This window comes from Streptomyces sp. NPDC050658 (assembly GCF_044457025.1).
Taxonomy (GTDB): domain Bacteria; phylum Actinomycetota; class Actinomycetes; order Streptomycetales; family Streptomycetaceae; genus Streptomyces.
Genome location: NZ_JBITGM010000001.1, coordinates 637,233 through 654,395 on the forward strand (window position 1 = coordinate 637,233; position 17,163 = coordinate 654,395).

Sequence of the window (17,163 nt, forward strand, 5' to 3'; positions counted from 1 at the left end):
CAGGCGGCAGCTGACCACCGCGGTACGTGAGGAGCCCTCGTTGAGTCGTTTTCCTCGGCGCGCCACACCCCGGCGCTATCTGATGTGCCCACCGGCACACTTCAAGGTCACGTACTCCATCAACCCGTGGATGGACCCCTCCAAACCGGTCGACGTGCCGCTCGCCGTCACCCAGTGGGAGGACCTGCGGGATCGTTACCGCTCGCTCGGCCACACCGTCGAGGAGCTCACCCCGCGCCCCGGCCTGCCGGACATGGTCTTCGCCGCGAACGGCGCGACCGTCGTCGAGGGCCGTGTGCTCGGCGCCCGGTTCGCCCACCCCGAGCGCGAGCCCGAGGCCGTCGCCCACCTGGAGTGGTTCCGGGAGCACGGCTTCACGGACATCCATGAACCCGCGCACATCAACGAGGGCGAGGGCGACTTCGCCGTCACGTCCTCCTGCGTCCTGGCGGGACGCGGCTTCCGGGCGAGCCCCCTGTCGCACGGGGAGGCCCAGGAGTTCTTCGGCCGCCCGGTGCTCGGACTCGACCTCGTCGACCCCCGCTACTACCACCTCGACACGGCGCTCGCCGTCCTGGACGACACCGCGAACGACGTCATGTACTACCCGCCCGCGTTCTCGCCGGGCAGCCGGGCGGTGCTGCGGCGGCTCTTCCCGCACGCGCTGATCGCCGAGGAGGCGGACGCGGTGGCCCTCGGGCTCAACGCGGTCTCGGACGGCCTGCACGTGCTGCTCCCGCAGGCCGCGGTCGGCCTGTTCGAACCGCTGCGGGCACGCGGCTACGAACCCATCGGCATGGACCTGACCGAGCTGCTCAAGGGCGGCGGCAGCGTGAAGTGCTGCACGCAGGAGCTGCGCGGCTAGGGCCTTTCCCGCGGATCTGGCCGGCTCCTGTGGGCGGTGCCTTGTCTCTGCCGGTGGGCGGTGGTCTGGTGCGTGCAGCTGCAAGGCGGAGGACTGAGGCATCGCGGAGCGACGGCGATGGACGACAGCGATGGCGATGGACGACAACACCGCAGCTGCGCGTGCCGGGCCACCGCGTCCCGGGCAAGATCCGCCGGACAGGCCCTAGCCTTCCGGGTGGGGCGGCCAGGCGTCGCCCCACCCCGCGTCGCGGGCCGCCTTGTACAGCGGCCCGTGGCGCTTGGTGACCGTCTCGCGGTGCAGCGTCTCGTCCGCCGCGCACAGGTCGAGAAGGACCTGGCCCTTGCGGATCTGCGGTTTGCGTACGACACGCTGCGGGGCCGGCACCGGGTCGAACCGCACGGCGGCGACATAGCCGAACTTCTCGTCCTCGTACGCCAATGAGCCGCCCTTGACCTTCCGGTGCAGGGACGAGCGGCTGACGCGGGCCGAGAAGTGGCACCAGTCCTCGCCGGGCACGATCGGGCAGGCGGAGCTGTGCGGGCAGGGCGCGGCGATCCGGAAACCGGCGTCGATCAGCCGGTCGCGGGCGGCGATGATGCGGGCGTAGCCGTCGGGGGTGCCGGGCTCGATGATCACGACGGCCTGCTGGGCCGCTGCCGCCGCCGCGTCCACCAGGGCCTCGCGGTCGGCCTCCGTCAGCTCGTTGAGCACGTACGACACCGTGACGAGATCAGTGCTCTCGATGGTGAGCGCCGATCCGATACGAGAGCGCTGCCACCGCGTGGCCTTCAACTCCGGGACGCCGGCCACCAGTTCACGGCCCAGGGCGAGGGCGGGCTCGGCCCAGTCGAGGACCGTGACCGGCCGCTCGCCGCCCCATGTCGCGCCCGCCGCCCAGACGGCCGCACCGGTCCCGCCGCCGACGTCCACATGGCTGCCGGGCGCCCACCCCGCGGGCGCCGCGTCCGCGAGCGCCCCGAGCGCGGAACGTACCGCCTCGAAGGTCGCTGGCATCCGGTACGCGGCGTACGCGGCGACGTCCGCGCGGTCCCGCAGGATCGGGGCGTCCGTCGGGGTGCGCCCCCGGTAGTTGCCGATCAGCCGGTCGACGGCTTGCGCGGCCTGCTTGGGCGGAAGGCCGGCGAGGAGACCAGAGAGGGCGGCGCGGAGGGCTTCGGCCGGAGGGACCGGGGAGGTCGGGACGTTCACCCCGTGATTCTAGGCGGCGGAACGACTCACGAACCCTCGACGGGGGTCAGCGGGCAGCCCGGGCGAGACGGGTGGCCGCCTGAGCCCGAGGTCCGCTGTCGGCGTCCCGTCTCCTTGGGTGCACCGTGTTCGCCAGCAGGATCAGGAACGTGTCCGTGGCCGGGTCCAGGACGAGGGACGTACCGGTGAAGCCGGTGTGCCCGGCCGCGCCCCGCCCCGCCAGCTCCCCCATGAACCACTCCTGGTCGACCCCGAAGCCGAGCCCCGGCGCCGCCAGCATCAGCTCCACGAAGTCCGGGCCCAGGATCCGTGCCGTGCCGTAGGAGCCGCCGCACAGCAGCGTGCGGCAGAACACCGCGAGGTCCCGCGCCGTGGAGAAGAGCCCGGCGTGGCCCGCGACGCCGCCCAGCGCCCAGGCGTTCTCGTCGTGCACCTGGCCCCGCAGCATGCCCCGGTCGGCCTTGGCCCACGGCTTGCGCTGGTCCTCGGTGGCCGCCGCGTCCGGGCGCGGTCCGAAGCCGGTGGCCGCCATGCCGAGCGGCCGGGTGATGCCGTCACGGACGAGGACGTCCAGCGGGCGGCGGGTGATGCGCTCCAGGACGTGCTGGAGGAGCAGCATGTTCAGGTCGGAGTAGAGGTAGTCGCCGGGTTCGGCGGACGGGGCCTCCGCGCGCAGGGCTGCGAGCCGTGCCCCGTCGTCCCGGCAGGCGTACAGCGGAAGTTCGGGACGCAGCCCCGAGGTGTGCGTGAGCAGCTGCCGCACGGTGATCCGGTGCTCGGCGGCGGCCGTGAACTCGGGGAGGTACGCGGAGACCAGTGCGTCGATGCCGAGCGTGCCGCGCTCCAGCTGCTGCATCGCGGCGACAGTGGTGAACAGCTTGGTCAGCGAGGCCAGGTCGAAGGGCGTGTCGGTGCGGGCCGGCACCCGCCGCTCGGGCGGCAGCTCGATGCCCGCGTCGGCCACGGGGTCGTATCCGGAGTAGCGCACGGCGAAGCCCGCGGCCTCCTCGACGGCGATCACCGGGCCGCGCCCCGCGAGTACCACGGCGCCCGCGCACCAGGGCCGCTCGCCGTACGTGAGGGCGCGCACCCCGCGTACCAGGTGGTCCATCCCGGCCGGTCGGAGCCCCGCGCGGTCCGGGGTGCCGGGGCGCAGAAGACGTGGCGCGGTCAGTGGTCCGCCTCCCCCCGCGTCGTCCGCTGCCAGGGTCGGCACAGTCCCACGAAGCTGCCGATCGCCGCCAGGGCGCAGACCAGTTGGACGACGGCCATCGGGACGGCCGTGGCCTCGCCGGCGATGCCCACGAGCGGTGAGGCGATCGCGCCGATGAGGAAGGAGGAGGTGCCGAGCAGCGCCGACGCGGAGCCCGCGGCGTGCGGGGTGCGCATCAGGGCGAGCGCGTTGGTGTTGGGCATCGCGAGGCCCATCGCGGACATCAGGACGAAGAGCCCGGCCGCGATCGGGGCGAGGCCGACGTCGCCGAAGACGCCCGAGGTCATCAGGAGCAGCGCGGTCGCGGCGAGGGTGATGACGACGAGTCCGAAGGTGAGCGCCTTGTCGAGGCTGACCCGGCCGACGAGTACCTTGCCGTTGATCTGGCCGACGATGATCAGGCCCACCGAGTTCACGCCGAAGAGCAGGCTGAAGGTCTGCGGGGACGCTCCGTAGATCTCCTGGATGACGAACGGCGACGCGGAGATGTACGCGAACAGCGCGGCGAAGGCGAAGCCGCCCGCGATCATGTAGCCGGTGAAGACGCGGTCGGCGAGGAGCGACTTCATGGTGCGCAGCGCCTCGACGGTGCCGCCGCTGTGCCGGTCCTCGGGGGCCAGGGTCTCGGGGAGGCGCCGCCAGACGAGCACGGTCAGGGCGATGCCGACGACGGTGAGGACGGCGAAGATGCCGCGCCAGTCGGTGAAGCGCAGGACCTGGCCGCCGATGAGCGGTGCGACGACCGGGGCGACCCCGGAGATCAGCATGAGGGTGGAGAAGAACTTGGCCATCTCCACGCCGTCGTACAGATCACGGACGATGGCGCGGGCGATGACGATGCCGGCGGCGCCCGCGAGTCCCTGGAGCAGCCGGAAGCCGATGAGCAGCTCGGCGGTGGGCGCGAAGGCGCAGATGGCGGTGGCGAGGATGTAGACGAACAGGCCGATGAGGAGGGGTCTGCGGCGCCCCCACTTGTCGCTCATCGGCCCGACGACGAGCTGGCCGAGCGCCATGCCGGTGAGGCAGGCGGTGAGGGTCAGCTGGGCGGTCGCGGCGGACGTGTGCAGCGCGCGGGTGACCTCCGGGAGCGCCGGCAGGTACATGTCCATGGAGAGCGGCGGGACCGCGGTGAGGCCGCCGAGCGCGAGGGTGACGAGGAGTCCGGTGCGTCGCCGGGCGGCGAGGCCCGGGGTGCCGGGGGCGCTCGGCTCTGCCGGTGGGGACTGCCGTATCAGGGGGTCCTCGGACCCACTCGTCGTGCGGCTGCCGTGCTCCGGCATGCGGATTCCCTCCCGATTAGGCGTGCGATTACCTATGCTCTCAGCTCAGCTGTGCTGGTTGAGACCATTTCCGCGGTACGCCGCGGTACGGACAGGGGCCCCCGTAGTGGAAGAGAATCGTGAGCCCGTGCGCTGGGGCGTCCTCGCGACGGGCGGCATCGCCGCGTCGTTCACGGCGAACCTCCTGGACATGCCGGACGCGGAGGTCGTCGCGGTGGCCTCGCGGACGGAGGCGTCGGCGAAGGCGTTCGCCGAGCGGTTCGGGATACCGCGCGCGTACGGCGAGTGGGACGCGCTGGCCGAGGACGAGGACGTCGACGTCGTGTACGTCGCGACACCGCACTCGGCGCATCGGGCGGCGGCGGGGCTGTGCCTGGAGGCGGGCCGCGCGGTGCTCTGCGAGAAGGCGTTCACGCTGAACGCGCGGGAGGCGCGGGAGCTGGTGACGCTGGCGCGGCGGCGGGGTCTCTTCCTGATGGAGGCCATGTGGATGTACTGCCATCCGCTGGTGCGGCGGCTGAAGGCGCTGGTGGACGACGGGGCGATCGGTGAAGTGCGCACGGTGCAGGCCGACTTCGGTCTCGCCGGGCCCTTCCCTCCCTCGCACCGCCTCCGCGATCCGGCGCAGGGCGGCGGCTCGCTGCTCGATCTCGGGGTGTACCCGGTGTCGTTCGCGCAGCTGCTGCTCGGGGAGCCGTCGGGGGTGAGCGCGAGAGCGGCGCTCTCGGAAGAGGGCGTTGATCTCCAGACGGGAATGCTGCTCTCTTGGGAGAGCGGTGCTCACGCTTTGTTGCACTGCTCCATCAACGCGGGCACCCCTGTCGCCGCCTCCGTCACCGGATCGCGGGGCCGTATCGACATCCCGCACGGCTTCTTCTTCCCGGACCGTTTCGTGCTGCACCGCGACGGCCGCGACCCCGAGGAGTTCACGGCCGCCCCCGAGGACGGCCCCCGCGACAGCCTCAAGCACGAGGCCGCCGAGGTCATGCACCGGCTCCGCGCCGGCGACACCGAGTCCCCCCTCGTCCCCCTCGAAGGCACCCTCGCGGTGATGCGGACCCTGGACGAGGTACGCGAGCGGATCGGGGTGCGCTACCCGGGCGAGTGAGCGCACCCCGGCCGGACTCCTAGGCCGGCTTCAGCCCCGGGTTGCCCGCCTCCGTCACGAAGGAGGCGGCCGTGGTGATCGGCGCGCCCGGCGTCGTCACCGCCGACACGGTCTTGAAGTCGGCCCGCGCGGACTCCTGGCCGAGGGCGACCGTCACGTACCCCCGCCGCCCGTTGTAGAACTTCAGGTGCGGGTTGGCCTTGGTGTAGGTGTCCCAGTTCGCGGGCTTGTCCGCGCCGTCCTTGCCGCTCGCGATGGACGTGGCGACGATCTCCGTACCGACGGTCCTGGACGACTGGTCGTCGAAGTCGGCCTTGATGTCGAAGGCGTACCCGACGTGGACGTCACCCGTGAGCACCATCAGGTTCTCGATGCCGGCGGACTTCGCCCCGGCGAGGACACGGTCGCGGGAGGCGCTGTAGCCGTCCCAGGCGTCCATGCTGACCTTCGCCTGCGCGTTCAGGTCCAGCTTGCGCCGGGAGAAGGTGACTTGCTGGGGTACGACGTTCCACAGCGCCCGCGAGCCGCGCCAGCCGTCGATCAGCCAGCGCTCCTGCGTGGCGCCGGTGATGGTGCGCTTCGGGTCGGCCGACTCGGGGCCCGGGATGTCCGCGCCGTCGCCGTAGGCCTGGTCGGAGCGGTACTGCCGGGTGTCCAGGATGTCGAACTGGGCGAGCCGTCCCCACTTGACGCGGCGGTAGAGCTGCAGGTCAGGGCCCTCGGGCTGCTGCGGGCGGCGCAGCGGCTGGTTCTCCCAGTAGGCGCGGTAGGCGGCGGCGCGGCGGACCAGGAACTGGGCGGGCGGGTTGCCGTTCTCGTCGAGGTCGCCCGCGTAGTTGTTCTCGGCCTCGTGGTCGTCCCAGGTGACGACGAAGGGGTGCGCGGCGTGCGCGGCGCGCAGATCGGGGTCGGACTTGTAGAGGGCGTACCGCAGCCGGTAGTCCTCCAGGGTCTGCGTCTCGCGGTTGTAGAGCGCGGGGAGCGTGCGGTCGGTGTAGTTGCGCGCGCCGCCGACCGCGTTGACGGCGTACTCGTAGAGGTAGTCGCCCAGGTGGAAGACGACGTCGACGTCGTCCTCGGCCAGGTGTTTGTACGCGGTGAAGTAGCCGTCGTGGTACGCCTGGCAGGACACGGCGGCGAGCGTCAGGGCGCTGACCTTGCTGCCCGCCGCGGGCGCGGTGCGGGTGCGGCCGGTGTCACTGATCCACTGGCCGGCCTTGAAGCGGAAGTAGTAGGTCCGCGCGCTGTCGAGATTGCCCACCTCGACGTGTACGGAGTGGTTGAACTCGGGGTGGGCGGTGACCGAGCCCCGTCTGGCGATCCGGCGGAAACGGGCGTCGTGGGCGAGCTCCCAGTGCACGGTGACGCGCTCGTTCGGCAGTCCGCTGCCCGGTTCGTACGGCTTCGGGGCGAGGCGGGTCCAGAGCAGCACGGAGCCGGGCTGCGGGTCGCCGGACGCGACGCCGAGGGTGAACGGGTCGTCGGCGATCTTGCGCGCGTCCATCTCGGCGGCGCTCGCGGCGCCCGCCGTCGGCAGGTTGGTGGCGAAGGCGAGCGCGGCCGCGGCGCCGGAGACGGTGAGGAAGCGGCGGCGGCCCAAGTGGCGCGCTGCGGCCTGGAGTTCGTCGGTGCGGTCCTTGCCTGCGGGTGTCATGTGACCCTCCCCTGACGATTGGTGTCAGGGGCATGCAAGTGGCGGGCGACGACGCCAGCCTGTCGCGTACACAACAGCCATATGGCGGGCGGATGATGTCCGCGTGGACGCCCCTCCCGTACGCTGCGGGGCCATGAACGCAGAGCTAACTGGGCATCCGAGGACCGCTGTCGTCACCGGGGCCGGATCCGGGATCGGCAGGTCCGTCGCGGTCGAACTGCTGCGGGCGGGCTGGTCCGTGGCGCTGGCGGGACGGCGTACGGAGACGCTGGAGGAGACCGCGGCACTGGTCCCCGACGCCACGTCCCTGTGCGTGCGCACCGATGTGTCGAGCCCCGAAGACGTGACGGCGCTCTTCGCAGCCGTACGCGAGGGCTTCGGCCGCCTCGACCTCCTCTTCAACAACGCCGGTACGTTCGGTCCCGGCGGGGTCCCCGTCGAGGAGCTGCCCTATGACGCGTGGCGGCACGTGGTCGACACGAACCTCAACGGCGCGTTCCTGTGCGCTCAGGCCGCGTTCCGGCAGATGAAGGAGCAGGACCCGCAGGGCGGCCGGATCATCAACAACGGTTCCATCTCGGCCCAGGTACCCCGGCCGCACTCCATCGCGTACACGACGACGAAGCACGCGCTGACCGGCCTGACGAAGTCCCTCTCCCTGGACGGCCGCCCCTACCGGATCGCCTGCGGCCAGATCGACATCGGCAACGCGGCGACCGACATGACCGAGCGGATGCAGTCCGGAATCCTCCAGGCCAACGGGGAGTTGGCGGCCGAGCCGGTGATGGACGTGACGGATGTGGCGCGAACGGTGCGGCACATGGCGGAGCTGCCGCTGGAGGCGAACGTGCAGTTCGCGACGGTGCTGGCCACGAACATGCCGTTCATCGGGCGGGGTTAGGGAACCGCCTGAAGTGGCCGACCGTGACCAGGTGTTCACGGTCGGCCGATATCTTCACAAGCGGAATTTCCCGCACCGCGTCAATTACGCGCATCACGCCCAGTATGCTCAGCGAGCCCTCCACGGGAAATCCACATCGAGGGCACACTCACAGCACACCTGGAGCACACCTTGCGCATACGTTCCGCGGTCCCGGCCGTCCTCGCCGCCTCCGCGCTCTCGGTCTCGCTGCTCGCCGCATCACCGGCGACCGCGGCCGCGCGCCACCAGAGCGGCCTGCACCTCGGCTACATCCAGTACGACAGCCCGGGCCGGGACACCCGCTCCAACTCCTCGCTGAACGCCGAGTGGGTGAACATCCACAACAACACCGGGTCCGCGATCCAGCTCAAGGGCTACAAGCTGAAGGACAACACCGGCTACACGTACACCTTCGGCAGCTACAAGATCGGCGCGGGCAAGACCGTCAAGGTCCGCACGGGCAAGGGAACGAACGCGTCCGGTGTGCGCTACTGGGGCCGCGGCTCGTACGTCTGGAACAACACCAGCGACAAGGCCCGCCTCATCAAGCCGAGCGGTTCACTGAAGGACTCGTGCTCGTGGAGCACGAGCGACCGCGGGTACAAGAGCTGCCACTGAGGACCTGCTGAGGTCCTGCCGGATCCTGCTGGGGTCCCGGAGGGAGACCTGCTGAGGACCCGGCGCGAGACCCGCTGAGGACCCGCCGGGAGACCCGCTGAAGTCCCACCAGGAGACCCGCTGAAGTCCCACCAGCCACTGTGAGGGGGAGGGGGCAGGGCAGCCGTGCCACGAAACTCCGGGAGTGCCCGCGCTGGGGAGCGGCCGGCACGAACGGGGCGCGGAACGGCTGCCCTGCCGAGACGTCAGGCCTGACCCGTCTCGAAGCGGGAGATCTTGTCCCCCTCCACGGTGAAGCGCCACTTCGTGCGCATCTCGCCCCAGGTGTCGTTGCGGTACGAGACGAGCAGCGTTCGGCCGCCGTCCGATTCGCTCTCCACGTCCATATGGCCGTTGGAGGAGAAGATCTCGCGGTCGGTCCAGTCGGCGATGTCCCGGTCGGAACCGTCGTCGGACATCGTCGCGCCGGGCGTGAGAAGTGCCTCGAACGCGGCCTTGTCGTTGGCGTTGACGGCGGTGACGAAGGCCGAGACCGTCGGGTCGGAGAGCCGGTTTACCTGAATGCTCATGGCTTTACGTTCACACCGGGCGCCGGGGGCCGCCACTGGACGGGTCCACCGCTGGACGGGGCCACTCGGGCCGGGTCACCCGGACGGCCGAGCGTACGGGGTGAGCGGGGCGGGTGTGACGGACGGTGGAGGCAGTGGGGGGACGGGTATGACCGCCGCTCCCCCTCCTCACCTATGACCGCCCCTCCCCCTCGCGCCCCCGGAGACACCATGACCACCTCCTGCTTCGACCGCCGCGACCTGGGCCTACTGCTGCTCCGAGCCGGCACCGGCGCGGTGCTCGCCGCGCACGGCACCCAGAAGCTCTTCGGCTGGTTCGGCGGCCACGGCATCGAAGGCACCGGCGCGTTCATGGAGTCCATCGGCTACAAGCCCGGCAAGGCGAACGCCATGATCGCCGGACTCTCCGAGGCGGGCGGCGGCGTACTCCTCGCGCTCGGCCTCGCGACCCCGGCGGCCGGTTCCGCGGCGGCGGGCGCGATGGCAGGCGCGACCGCCGTGCACGCCCCCAACGGCTTCTTCAGCCAGGGCGGCGGTTACGAATACCCGGCGTTCCTGGGCCTGGTCTCCGCGGCCCTCGCCGTCACGGGCCCCGGCGCCTACTCGCTCGACAGCTCGCTCGGCCACTCCTTCAACCGGGCCTGGATGGTGCCGGCCGCCCTCGCGGGTACGGCGGTGGGGGTACTGGTGTCGGTGGGCTCGCGGCAGCGGAACGTGAGGGAGCAGGAGGCGGCGGCGGCTTCGGAGGAGGACGCGTACTCGTCGTCGCCGGAGGGGTGAGGGGCGAGGCGGGCAAGAGCGAGGCGGGCAAGAGCGAGGCGGGCAGGGGTGAGGCGGTGAGGCGCCGCGGGGAACGCCGGGCGAAATCGGCTGTCCCCCGCTTGAGTTGACGAGTTAGCGTCCCCTCCCATGACGGACACCACTACGGGCACCACCAGCACCAGCCCTCCTCCCCGCCTGACCCGCCTCACCTTCCACGGCCCGCTCTCCGAGGCGCGGGCCGTGCGACTGGTCGAGCGGGTCTCGCCGGGCGTCGGCTCCGTACTCGATATCGGCTGCGGCTGGGGCGAGTTGATGCTGAGGTTCCTCGCGGCGGCGCCCGGAGCCACCGGTACGGGCGTGGACCTGAACGCGGAGGACTTGGCGAGGGGCCGGGCGGCGGCGGAGGAGCGCGGCCTCGCGGACCGCGTCGTCTTCGCCGAGGAGTCGGCGCGGGACACCGCCCGCGAACCCGCCGACCTGGTCCTCTGCATCGGCGCGAGCCATGCGCTCAGCGCGGCCGAACCGCCCCACCACACCACGGAGGCCCTGCGCGAACTGCGCCGACTGGTCCGCCCCGGCGGCCGCGTGGTGCTGGGCGAGGGCATCTGGCAGCGCACGCCGACCGCCGAGGAACTCGCCGGAATGTGGCCGGACGCCCGCGCGGGCGAGCACCTGTACCTCGCCGAACTGGTGGACGCGGCGATCGCGGCGGGCTTCCGCCCCCTGTGGGTGGAGACGGCGGGCGCGGAGGAGTGGGAGGAGTTCGAGTCCGGCTACCGCTCGGACGTGGAGGAGTGGCTGGCCGCCAACCCGGACCACCCGCTGGCCGCCGAGACCCGAGAGAAGACGGACCGCCAGCGCGACAGCTGGCTGCGGGGTTATCGCAACGTCCTGGGCCTGGCGTATCTGACGCTGATGCCGGTGGCCTGAGGGCGACGGATAGGCTCGACGGCTGGGTCGGGCACGGACAACACCGGGCGGCTTCGAGGCCGCCTGTCACGAGAGGGGACCCGCACAATGGGCGCGAGCATCACCGCGGTCAGCAGCAACGGAACGTACTCCTTCACCAAGCCGAACCGGGAGAGCATCACGCTGCTGGCCGGACTGGGCGTCGAGGGGGACGTGCACTCCGGGGTGACGGTCAAGCACCGCTCACGCGTAGCGCATGACCCGACACAGCCGAACCTGCGCCAAGTGCACCTGATTCACGGGGAGTTGTTCGAAGAGCTGGCGACGGAGGGGTACGAGGTGACGCCGGGCGCGCTGGGCGAGAACGTCACCACGACGGGCATCGACCTGCTGGCCCTGCCCACCGGCACGCTGCTGCGCCTGGGCGACACTGCGGTCGTCGAGATCACGGGCCTGCGCAATCCGTGCGCCCAGATCGAAGCCTTCCAGGAGGGCCTCCTCAAGCAGGTCGTCGGCCGCGACGAGACCACCGGCGAGGTCGTCCGCAAGACGGGCGTGATGAGCGTGGTGAGGCAGGGCGGCGAGGTACGCCCGGGCGACGTGATCGAGGTGGAGCTGCCGGAGGGGCCGCACCGCCCGTTGGAGAAGGTCTGACGCTCCGAGCCGGGAGAGCGGGGAAGCCGGAGACCGGAAACCGGAAATCGGAAACCAGGAGCAGAGAAGCCGGAAGCCGGAAGCCCGGAGCCGGGAGCGGGCAGCCGGAGACGGGGAGCGGGGAGCGGGAGCCAGCTACCGAAGTCTGCGGCCCATCGACTTTAGGCCGCAGCTCCGGTGGCTCCCGCGCGCCTAGCGTCATGACCATGACCCGCGAAGAGCACGCAACGCCCGCACCCGGCAAGAAGGTCCTGCGCCGCCCCCTCCCGCTCGCCAAGAACCGTACGACGGCGCTCGGTTACCCGCGCGGCGACCTGCTCGTCGTACTCATCGGCATGCCCGTCCTGGGCCTGCTCCTTGCCGTCGCCCTGCCGCCGCTGGCCCGTTGGGTGGCGGAGTCGCCGGTGCTGCCGTGGCGGGACGGCATCACGTTCGTCGGCTCGCTGGACAAGCCGTGGCAGGCGGGCGTAGTGACGGCGGTGGGCCTGGTGGCGGGACTCCTCATCGCGGTCACGGAGATCACCGAGGCCCTGAAGCTGAAGCTGACGGACGCACGGCTGGAGACGGACCAGCGCGACCGGGTACGGACGATCGAACGGTCCGACGTGTCGGCGGTGTTCCTGGACGGCAAGGACCTGGTGATCCTGGACGGAACGTCACGCGAGTTCGCGCGGGGCCCGCGCACCGCATCAGCGGCGAAGCTGGCGAGGTCGTTCCGGGCGCACGGCTACCCGTGGCGGGAGGCGGACCCGCACGCGCGCCTCTTCCAGCGCTGGATCCCGGGAGTCCCGGACCTGCCCACGGAGGCCCACGCGGTGCTTGCGGCGCGGGAGGCGGCGCTGAAGCGGAAGGCGGGGACGGACGCGAGGGACTTGAGGGAGATGCTGCAGGACCTGGGTGTACTGGTCAGGGACGAGAGCAAGAACCAGTACTGGCGCCCCCTGAAAGAAGAGGCGAGGCCAGGGTCAGGGGACGACACCGCCGACCGCTGAGCGATGCCGTCCCGTGTGCCGGACAGATCCCTGGGTCCGTCAGAAGACGGTCAGAAAACGATCAGAAGACGAACGGCCCCGGAGCCTGCGCCGAGGTGGCGTTGCAGGTCACGCTGATCCCGAGGACGACGACGTTGAGGGACTTGCCCTCCATGCTGTCGCCGATGGCGACGGTCCCGTCGAGCGGCCCGGTGGACACTTCACCGCCGGCGGGGATGGCCGGGTTGGACTTGCCGGTGAAGGTGGCCGTGTCCGAGCCGTTCTTGGTGAGGGTGAGGGTGGACTGTACGGAGCCCGCCGCGATGTCGATGGGCGCGGAGATCGCGGAGGTGGACACGCTGATGGTCGCGGCGGTCCCGTCCTGGGTGGCCTTGAGGGTGGCCGTGCCCGAACCGTACGACCCGCAGTCGAAGGAGATGGTGGCGGTCTCGGGGGTGACGGCGGTGGCGGCGGGCGCCATCACCATCGCCCCGACGGCGACGAGCCCGACGCCCAACGCGGACCCGGCACCAACCCTGCGCCCGATCCCGAATCTTCCGTGCCTGCCGCTGAACACACTGCTGCCATGCCTCATGAGGGGTCCTGCCTTCAGGTGGGGGGAATGCGGGGGGTGAGAACGAGTTATGACAACCAGTCAGTAACTCGCACAGCCGCCATTGAGGCATGGGGCCCTGGAGGTGGCAAGACACACCTCCATGATTCTTGACATGCTACGGCCAATTTCAGCCGCCCCGGCGACGGCCCGACAGAATGCGGGCATGCGTCATCCCGACAGAGATCCCGAACTCGGCAGGCTGATCCCCCGATACGTCGCGAAGGACGGGCGCTACCTCGCCCTGGGCGGCCGCGTCCTGGCCATGACCGGCCGCGAGCGCGACCGGTTCGAGCGTCGGCTCGGCAAGGCCGCCGCCGAGATCACGCCCCGAGAAGTGGGCATCCTCCTGGGAGGCGGATGGCGCGAGCGCCGGACGGCGGCCTGGTTCATAGCCGTCGCCCGCAGGACCGAGTTCCGCGAACGCCTCGGCGAACTCCTGCTGGCCAGCGAAATGGGCTTCGCCGGCCAGGCCTACTGCGTCGCCCTCGCCGACTTCGGCACCCCGGCGGACGCGGATCTCCTGGCCACCTACCTCGACCACTACCTGCCCCGACCCGATCTCGACTACGACCAGGAGCCCGCGCTCGGCGCGCTCCTGCACCTCGACACCGAACACGAAGCCGACCGCGCGGCCCGCTTCCTGACCCCGGACGGCCCCTGGCAACGCTGGACCGCCGGACGAGCCCCCAGCCTCTGCGACAGCCCCAACAGCTGCCAGGAGACGATCAGCAGGTTCTGCGCCTTCGCGAATGCGAGCGCTCGGCATTGCGCGACGAGGGGCGCTGATCCGGCCGGAGCGGGGGCGTAAGCGGCAGACGAGTCGGGCTGTACGCCGGGGATAGCCGGGTGTTCTATCGCTTCCTGCTGTACCTGAGCTGACGCCCTACCCAAGTGGTCGGTGTGCACAAGACGTGCACGAGCGCACGTAATCCGCCGCGACCGTGGCGTCAGACCCGGGCACAAGCGCCTACCTCCAATTTGCGGACAACCGCCAGGTGGACACAGGCCGCAAGCCGAACAGAACGACCGGCTACACCGAGCCGGACCGGATGACCCCGCTGGACTCCTCTCAGCTCGACCACATCACCTCAGCGGCCATCTCGTTGACCACCTCGCCCGCGAGGTCCGCAAGCATCCGATTCTCCTGGATCGCGGTTTGGGCGCGGTGGTGCAGTGGTGCAGCGATACGGCTGAAGCGTGCTCGCACGTCCGTGCTGGGCCATTGGACTTGAAATTGAGAGAAGGCTCGTCTGCTGAGTTCACGCGTGTGCCTACGTCGCTCTCGAGCCATCAGCTGCGGTCCTGCCATGCGTAGTTCGTGCAGCAGCCACAGACCGTCCTCCTCGGTCTCCGGCCGCACTGCGACAGCCCCGCGTTTCGGGACGACAGGTGCAGCAGCCCAGAGGACCTTGAGCTCCCCGGGTTTGGTTGCGACGAGGAGCCCAGACCCGTCCGTGACGTCTGCGGCGCTGACGGTGATCTGCTGCGCAGGACTGCCGAGGTACGGAGTGGGGCTCTGAAGGATCTCCTGAGGGGCTACGTGCGCGACCGTTCGCAATGAGTCAGCCACGGGATCGACCGCCCCCTCGGATACCCCGCCGCGAACCTGGGCTACCTCGCCGCACAGTCGCATATGCGGATGGCCCTCCTGCCCCCTCCACTCCTCGAAGTAGGCGTCGGCCAGATCTACGGAGCGGGCTGCGATCCGGGAGTTCACCGCTGTCTTCCGGTCGATGAGATCCAGCTGGTCGAGCGTGTGCTCGCGCACGGCACGCGGCGGCAACGGGACGGGCAATTGGCGGAGGGCACCGACGCTCAACGTCGTCCTCGCAAACTGCGTTGTCCGGCCCTCGCACCATTCGCGAGCCCTTGACGACCTGAGCCAGTGGCGGATCCAGTGGCCCATGCGGTGAAACCTGCCCACCGAGTTGATCTTTATGACACCCACGGAACGAGCCGCATTCCACCCACTGTGTTCGTCGTCGACTACAGCCGCTGCGCCGAAGCGGCCGACCACCACGAGAGCGACGTCCCCAGGTGTCAACCACGTCCTACGGTGCATCTCATGGACCCGTGCACTGATGAGAAGTTCGGAGTCGGGTTGGAGAGCTCCATCGGCGATGCCCTGGGCTTGGAGCAAGGGAAAGCCGCCTCTGGAGTACGGCCCCGGCTCCACGATCCCGTAAGTGGCGGTGTCCACGCCCGGCAGGTCTGCCAGTCGGTACTCTCCCCATTCCGACGACTCCAAGAGCCGCGCCTCCGCGTCCTCCGACCTCATGCGTCGTCCAGCAAGGTGCGCAGCTGCCACTCGATGTCACGCGCCTCGTCGAAGAGTGCGTAGAGCTCCGCAGTCAGGGCCCGGGTTCCCGTTGCAGGGTTGGGTTCCACAACGCCCGCGTTGAGCTTCGGGACGTAATGAGCCGGCTTCAGGTCGTAGCCATTGAGCTTGATCTCCTGTGGTGAAACCGAACGGCACCAGCCGTCCTCATCCTCGTACGTGTTGGGGCGCACAGGGCCGATGGAGTCCGCACGCCAACTGGCGAATGTCGCGCAAATGCGGTGGATGTCGTTGCCGGTGAACACTCTGCGACCCCGGTCCGCCGCCTTGCCGACCGTGCGTGCATCAATGAAGAGCACCTGCTCACGACGGGGATTGTGCCCCCAACGCGGTTGCCCCTTGTCTTTGCTGAGGATCCAGAGGCAGGCCGAATTGCGGTTATGCGGAAAGAGATCCGAGGGCAGCGCTATCAGGGCAGCCAAGGCGTCTGCTTCCACCAGCCTTTGCCGAATGACCTGTTCGCCGAGACGAGTGCCCGTGGCTGCACCGTCGGCCAGCAGGACCACGGCGAGCCCAGTACTGGACAGCTGCTCCCATGTGTGCTGGAGCCAAGCGAAGTTGGCACTGCTCCTGGGCGGCGCGCCAAACCGCCATCGCCGTTGATGCTCGAAGGCATCACCCGCCCAACCCGACGCGTTGAAGGGCGGGTTGACCAGCGCAACGTCGCATTCCAGCGCATTCTCAACAGAGTTGAGGCTGTCGATGGGCCCTCTCCCCAGGTCTCCACGGAGGCCGTGCGTTGCCAGATTTAGCGCCGCCACCTGCCTGGCTTCACTGCTGACGTCCCGGCCGACCAGGGTGAGTTCATCGGCATCCCCTACCCAAGAACGCACCTGGCGCGCCGCCTCGACCAGGAGCCCACCGGAACCACAGGCGGGGTCAAGGACACGCTCACCAATCCTGGGCCCGGCCAACTCAACCATGAGTCGGGCAAGCCACTGGGGGGTGAAGTAGTCCCCACCCTTGCCCATGCGGCGCGAGTAGAGATCCAAGCAGGCAGCGAACAGGTCTTCCTTTGAGGGCACTTGATGCACTGCCAGGATCAGTTTCGAAAGCCTCTGAGAGGCATCCTCGGAGAGCTGGGGCATGTCGAAGAGGCCTCGTCCAGCCAGCCCTACACGTTCGGTGATCCTCGCCCCGTCCCATACCTCACGAAGAACGGTCTCCGCACTTTCGGGCATTGCCCCTTCGACCACGCGCTGTGCGTGATCCACCAAGCGGAGCCAGCCGTCCGCCACCACCTCGTCATTCTGCTCATCGGCACCCGAACCTGACGCAGCAGCCAAGGCACTCAGCGCGACCACTCGAAGGGTCAGCTGGTACTCAAACGTGTGTATCACCTGTCCGCGGAGTGCATCCAGCGCCTTCCAGACCTCGGCAACCGCATTCAGTTCAGTGCGTGCTTCGGTCACTTGACGTTCAGGGCCTTCGGTCTCCTGGCCCGCCGTCACGACTGCCCCAGCCATGTCGCA

General features: G+C 70.1%; 17 protein-coding genes. 9 read left to right on the forward strand and 8 right to left on the reverse strand.

All coding sequences use genetic code 11. The annotated features are described in order from the left end of the window. Nucleotides 1–40: 40 nt before the first annotated feature. Nucleotides 41–865, forward strand: a complete 825-nt coding sequence (ddaH, locus tag ACIBKX_RS02970) for a dimethylargininase (protein WP_363270736.1) — start codon at nt 41–43, stop codon at nt 863–865. Nucleotides 866–1,069: 204 nt separating this feature from the next. On the opposite strand, the gene ACIBKX_RS02975 is transcribed toward ddaH, so the two are convergent. Genes ACIBKX_RS02975 through ACIBKX_RS02985 form a run of 3 tightly spaced genes read right to left on the reverse strand, consistent with a single transcriptional unit; the run spans nt 1,070 to nt 4,570 of the window. Continuing rightward, the gene (locus tag ACIBKX_RS02975) at nt 1,070–2,077 is read right to left on the reverse strand and encodes a small ribosomal subunit Rsm22 family protein (RefSeq protein ID WP_363270735.1); all 1,008 of its coding nucleotides are present in this window, start codon (nt 2,075–2,077) and stop codon (nt 1,070–1,072) included. 46 nt (nt 2,078–2,123) lie between these two features. Further along, the gene (locus ACIBKX_RS02980; protein ID WP_363270734.1) at nt 2,124–3,293 is read right to left on the reverse strand and encodes a serine hydrolase domain-containing protein; all 1,170 of its coding nucleotides are present in this window, start codon (nt 3,291–3,293) and stop codon (nt 2,124–2,126) included. Next, a complete protein-coding gene (locus ACIBKX_RS02985) occupies nt 3,248–4,570 on the reverse strand; it encodes a multidrug effflux MFS transporter (protein WP_363270733.1) in 1,323 nt (440 codons plus the stop codon). Before ACIBKX_RS02985 ends, ACIBKX_RS02980 begins: the two co-directional genes overlap by 46 nt. 127 nt (nt 4,571–4,697) lie before the next feature. Between ACIBKX_RS02985 and ACIBKX_RS02990 the strand changes: the two genes are divergently transcribed. Further along, nucleotides 4,698–5,678, forward strand: a complete 981-nt coding sequence (locus tag ACIBKX_RS02990) for a Gfo/Idh/MocA family protein (protein WP_399375664.1) — start codon at nt 4,698–4,700, stop codon at nt 5,676–5,678. A 19-nt stretch (nt 5,679–5,697) separates the two neighbouring features. Here ACIBKX_RS02990 and ACIBKX_RS02995 read toward each other — a convergent pair whose 3' ends face one another. Continuing rightward, nucleotides 5,698–7,332: an alkaline phosphatase D family protein gene (locus ACIBKX_RS02995; RefSeq protein WP_363270731.1), complete on the reverse strand. Its 1,635-nt coding sequence runs from the start codon at nt 7,330–7,332 to the stop codon at nt 5,698–5,700. A gap of 133 nt (nt 7,333–7,465) precedes the next feature. Here ACIBKX_RS02995 and ACIBKX_RS03000 point away from each other — a divergent pair, with 133 nt between their 5' ends. Next, nucleotides 7,466–8,233, forward strand: coding sequence for an SDR family oxidoreductase (locus ACIBKX_RS03000; RefSeq protein WP_363270730.1), 768 nt, complete (start codon nt 7,466–7,468; stop codon nt 8,231–8,233). A 171-nt stretch (nt 8,234–8,404) separates the two neighbouring features. Beyond that, nucleotides 8,405–8,872 (forward strand): lamin tail domain-containing protein, encoded by a 468-nt coding sequence (locus ACIBKX_RS03005; protein ID WP_363270729.1) that lies wholly within the window; start codon nt 8,405–8,407, stop codon nt 8,870–8,872. A 245-nt stretch (nt 8,873–9,117) separates the two neighbouring features. On the opposite strand, the gene ACIBKX_RS03010 is transcribed toward ACIBKX_RS03005, so the two are convergent. Beyond that, entirely contained in the window at nt 9,118–9,441 is a 324-nt protein-coding gene (locus tag ACIBKX_RS03010; RefSeq protein ID WP_363270728.1) for a nuclear transport factor 2 family protein, read from the reverse strand. Between the two features lie 210 nt (nt 9,442–9,651). On the opposite strand from ACIBKX_RS03010, the gene ACIBKX_RS03015 reads away from it, so the two are divergent. From ACIBKX_RS03015 to ACIBKX_RS03030, 4 genes are all read left to right on the forward strand, one after another. Continuing rightward, nucleotides 9,652–10,221, forward strand: a complete 570-nt coding sequence (locus ACIBKX_RS03015; RefSeq protein WP_363270726.1) for a DoxX family protein — start codon at nt 9,652–9,654, stop codon at nt 10,219–10,221. Between the two features lie 129 nt (nt 10,222–10,350). Beyond that, entirely contained in the window at nt 10,351–11,133 is a 783-nt protein-coding gene (locus ACIBKX_RS03020; protein WP_363270725.1) for a class I SAM-dependent methyltransferase, read from the forward strand. Nucleotides 11,134–11,220: 87 nt separating this feature from the next. Next, nucleotides 11,221–11,766 (forward strand): MOSC domain-containing protein, encoded by a 546-nt coding sequence (locus tag ACIBKX_RS03025; RefSeq protein ID WP_363270724.1) that lies wholly within the window; start codon nt 11,221–11,223, stop codon nt 11,764–11,766. A gap of 206 nt (nt 11,767–11,972) precedes the next feature. After that, nucleotides 11,973–12,758: a hypothetical protein gene (locus tag ACIBKX_RS03030; RefSeq protein ID WP_363270723.1), complete on the forward strand. Its 786-nt coding sequence runs from the start codon at nt 11,973–11,975 to the stop codon at nt 12,756–12,758. A 61-nt stretch (nt 12,759–12,819) separates the two neighbouring features. On the opposite strand, the gene ACIBKX_RS03035 is transcribed toward ACIBKX_RS03030, so the two are convergent. Continuing rightward, the gene (locus tag ACIBKX_RS03035; protein WP_399375616.1) at nt 12,820–13,332 is read right to left on the reverse strand and encodes a hypothetical protein; all 513 of its coding nucleotides are present in this window, start codon (nt 13,330–13,332) and stop codon (nt 12,820–12,822) included. Nucleotides 13,333–13,516: 184 nt separating this feature from the next. On the opposite strand from ACIBKX_RS03035, the gene ACIBKX_RS03040 reads away from it, so the two are divergent. Next, the gene (locus ACIBKX_RS03040; protein ID WP_363270722.1) at nt 13,517–14,161 is read left to right on the forward strand and encodes a DUF6000 family protein; all 645 of its coding nucleotides are present in this window, start codon (nt 13,517–13,519) and stop codon (nt 14,159–14,161) included. 261 nt (nt 14,162–14,422) lie between these two features. Here ACIBKX_RS03040 and ACIBKX_RS03045 read toward each other — a convergent pair whose 3' ends face one another. Beyond that, nucleotides 14,423–15,631 carry a hypothetical protein gene (locus ACIBKX_RS03045; protein WP_363270721.1) on the reverse strand — a complete coding sequence of 403 codons (1,209 nt, stop codon included), beginning with the start codon at nt 15,629–15,631 and terminating at the stop codon, nt 14,423–14,425. Further along, a complete protein-coding gene (locus ACIBKX_RS03050) occupies nt 15,628–17,157 on the reverse strand; it encodes an N-6 DNA methylase (RefSeq protein ID WP_363270720.1) in 1,530 nt (509 codons plus the stop codon). The genes ACIBKX_RS03045 and ACIBKX_RS03050 overlap by 4 nt, the downstream gene beginning before the upstream one ends. Nucleotides 17,158–17,163: the final 6 nt, after the last annotated feature.

Coding starts and splice junctions, on each gene's coding strand:
- ACIBKX_RS03010 (WP_363270728.1), bottom strand. CDS start 9,441: ATGAGCATTCAGGTAAACCGGCTCTCCGACCCGACGGTCTCGGCCTTC.
- ACIBKX_RS03050 (WP_363270720.1), bottom strand. CDS start 17,157: ATGGCTGGGGCAGTCGTGACGGCGGGCCAGGAGACCGAAGGCCCTGAA.
- ACIBKX_RS03020 (WP_363270725.1), top strand. CDS start 10,351: ATGACGGACACCACTACGGGCACCACCAGCACCAGCCCTCCTCCCCGC.
- ACIBKX_RS03015 (WP_363270726.1), top strand. CDS start 9,652: ATGACCACCTCCTGCTTCGACCGCCGCGACCTGGGCCTACTGCTGCTC.
- ACIBKX_RS03045 (WP_363270721.1), bottom strand. CDS start 15,631: ATGAGGTCGGAGGACGCGGAGGCGCGGCTCTTGGAGTCGTCGGAATGG.
- ACIBKX_RS02995 (WP_363270731.1), bottom strand. CDS start 7,332: ATGACACCCGCAGGCAAGGACCGCACCGACGAACTCCAGGCCGCAGCG.
- ACIBKX_RS03025 (WP_363270724.1), top strand. CDS start 11,221: ATGGGCGCGAGCATCACCGCGGTCAGCAGCAACGGAACGTACTCCTTC.
- ACIBKX_RS02985 (WP_363270733.1), bottom strand. CDS start 4,570: ATGCCGGAGCACGGCAGCCGCACGACGAGTGGGTCCGAGGACCCCCTG.
- ACIBKX_RS03035 (WP_399375616.1), bottom strand. CDS start 13,332: ATGAGGCATGGCAGCAGTGTGTTCAGCGGCAGGCACGGAAGATTCGGG.
- ACIBKX_RS03030 (WP_363270723.1), top strand. CDS start 11,973: ATGACCCGCGAAGAGCACGCAACGCCCGCACCCGGCAAGAAGGTCCTG.
- ACIBKX_RS03000 (WP_363270730.1), top strand. CDS start 7,466: ATGAACGCAGAGCTAACTGGGCATCCGAGGACCGCTGTCGTCACCGGG.
- ACIBKX_RS03040 (WP_363270722.1), top strand. CDS start 13,517: ATGCGTCATCCCGACAGAGATCCCGAACTCGGCAGGCTGATCCCCCGA.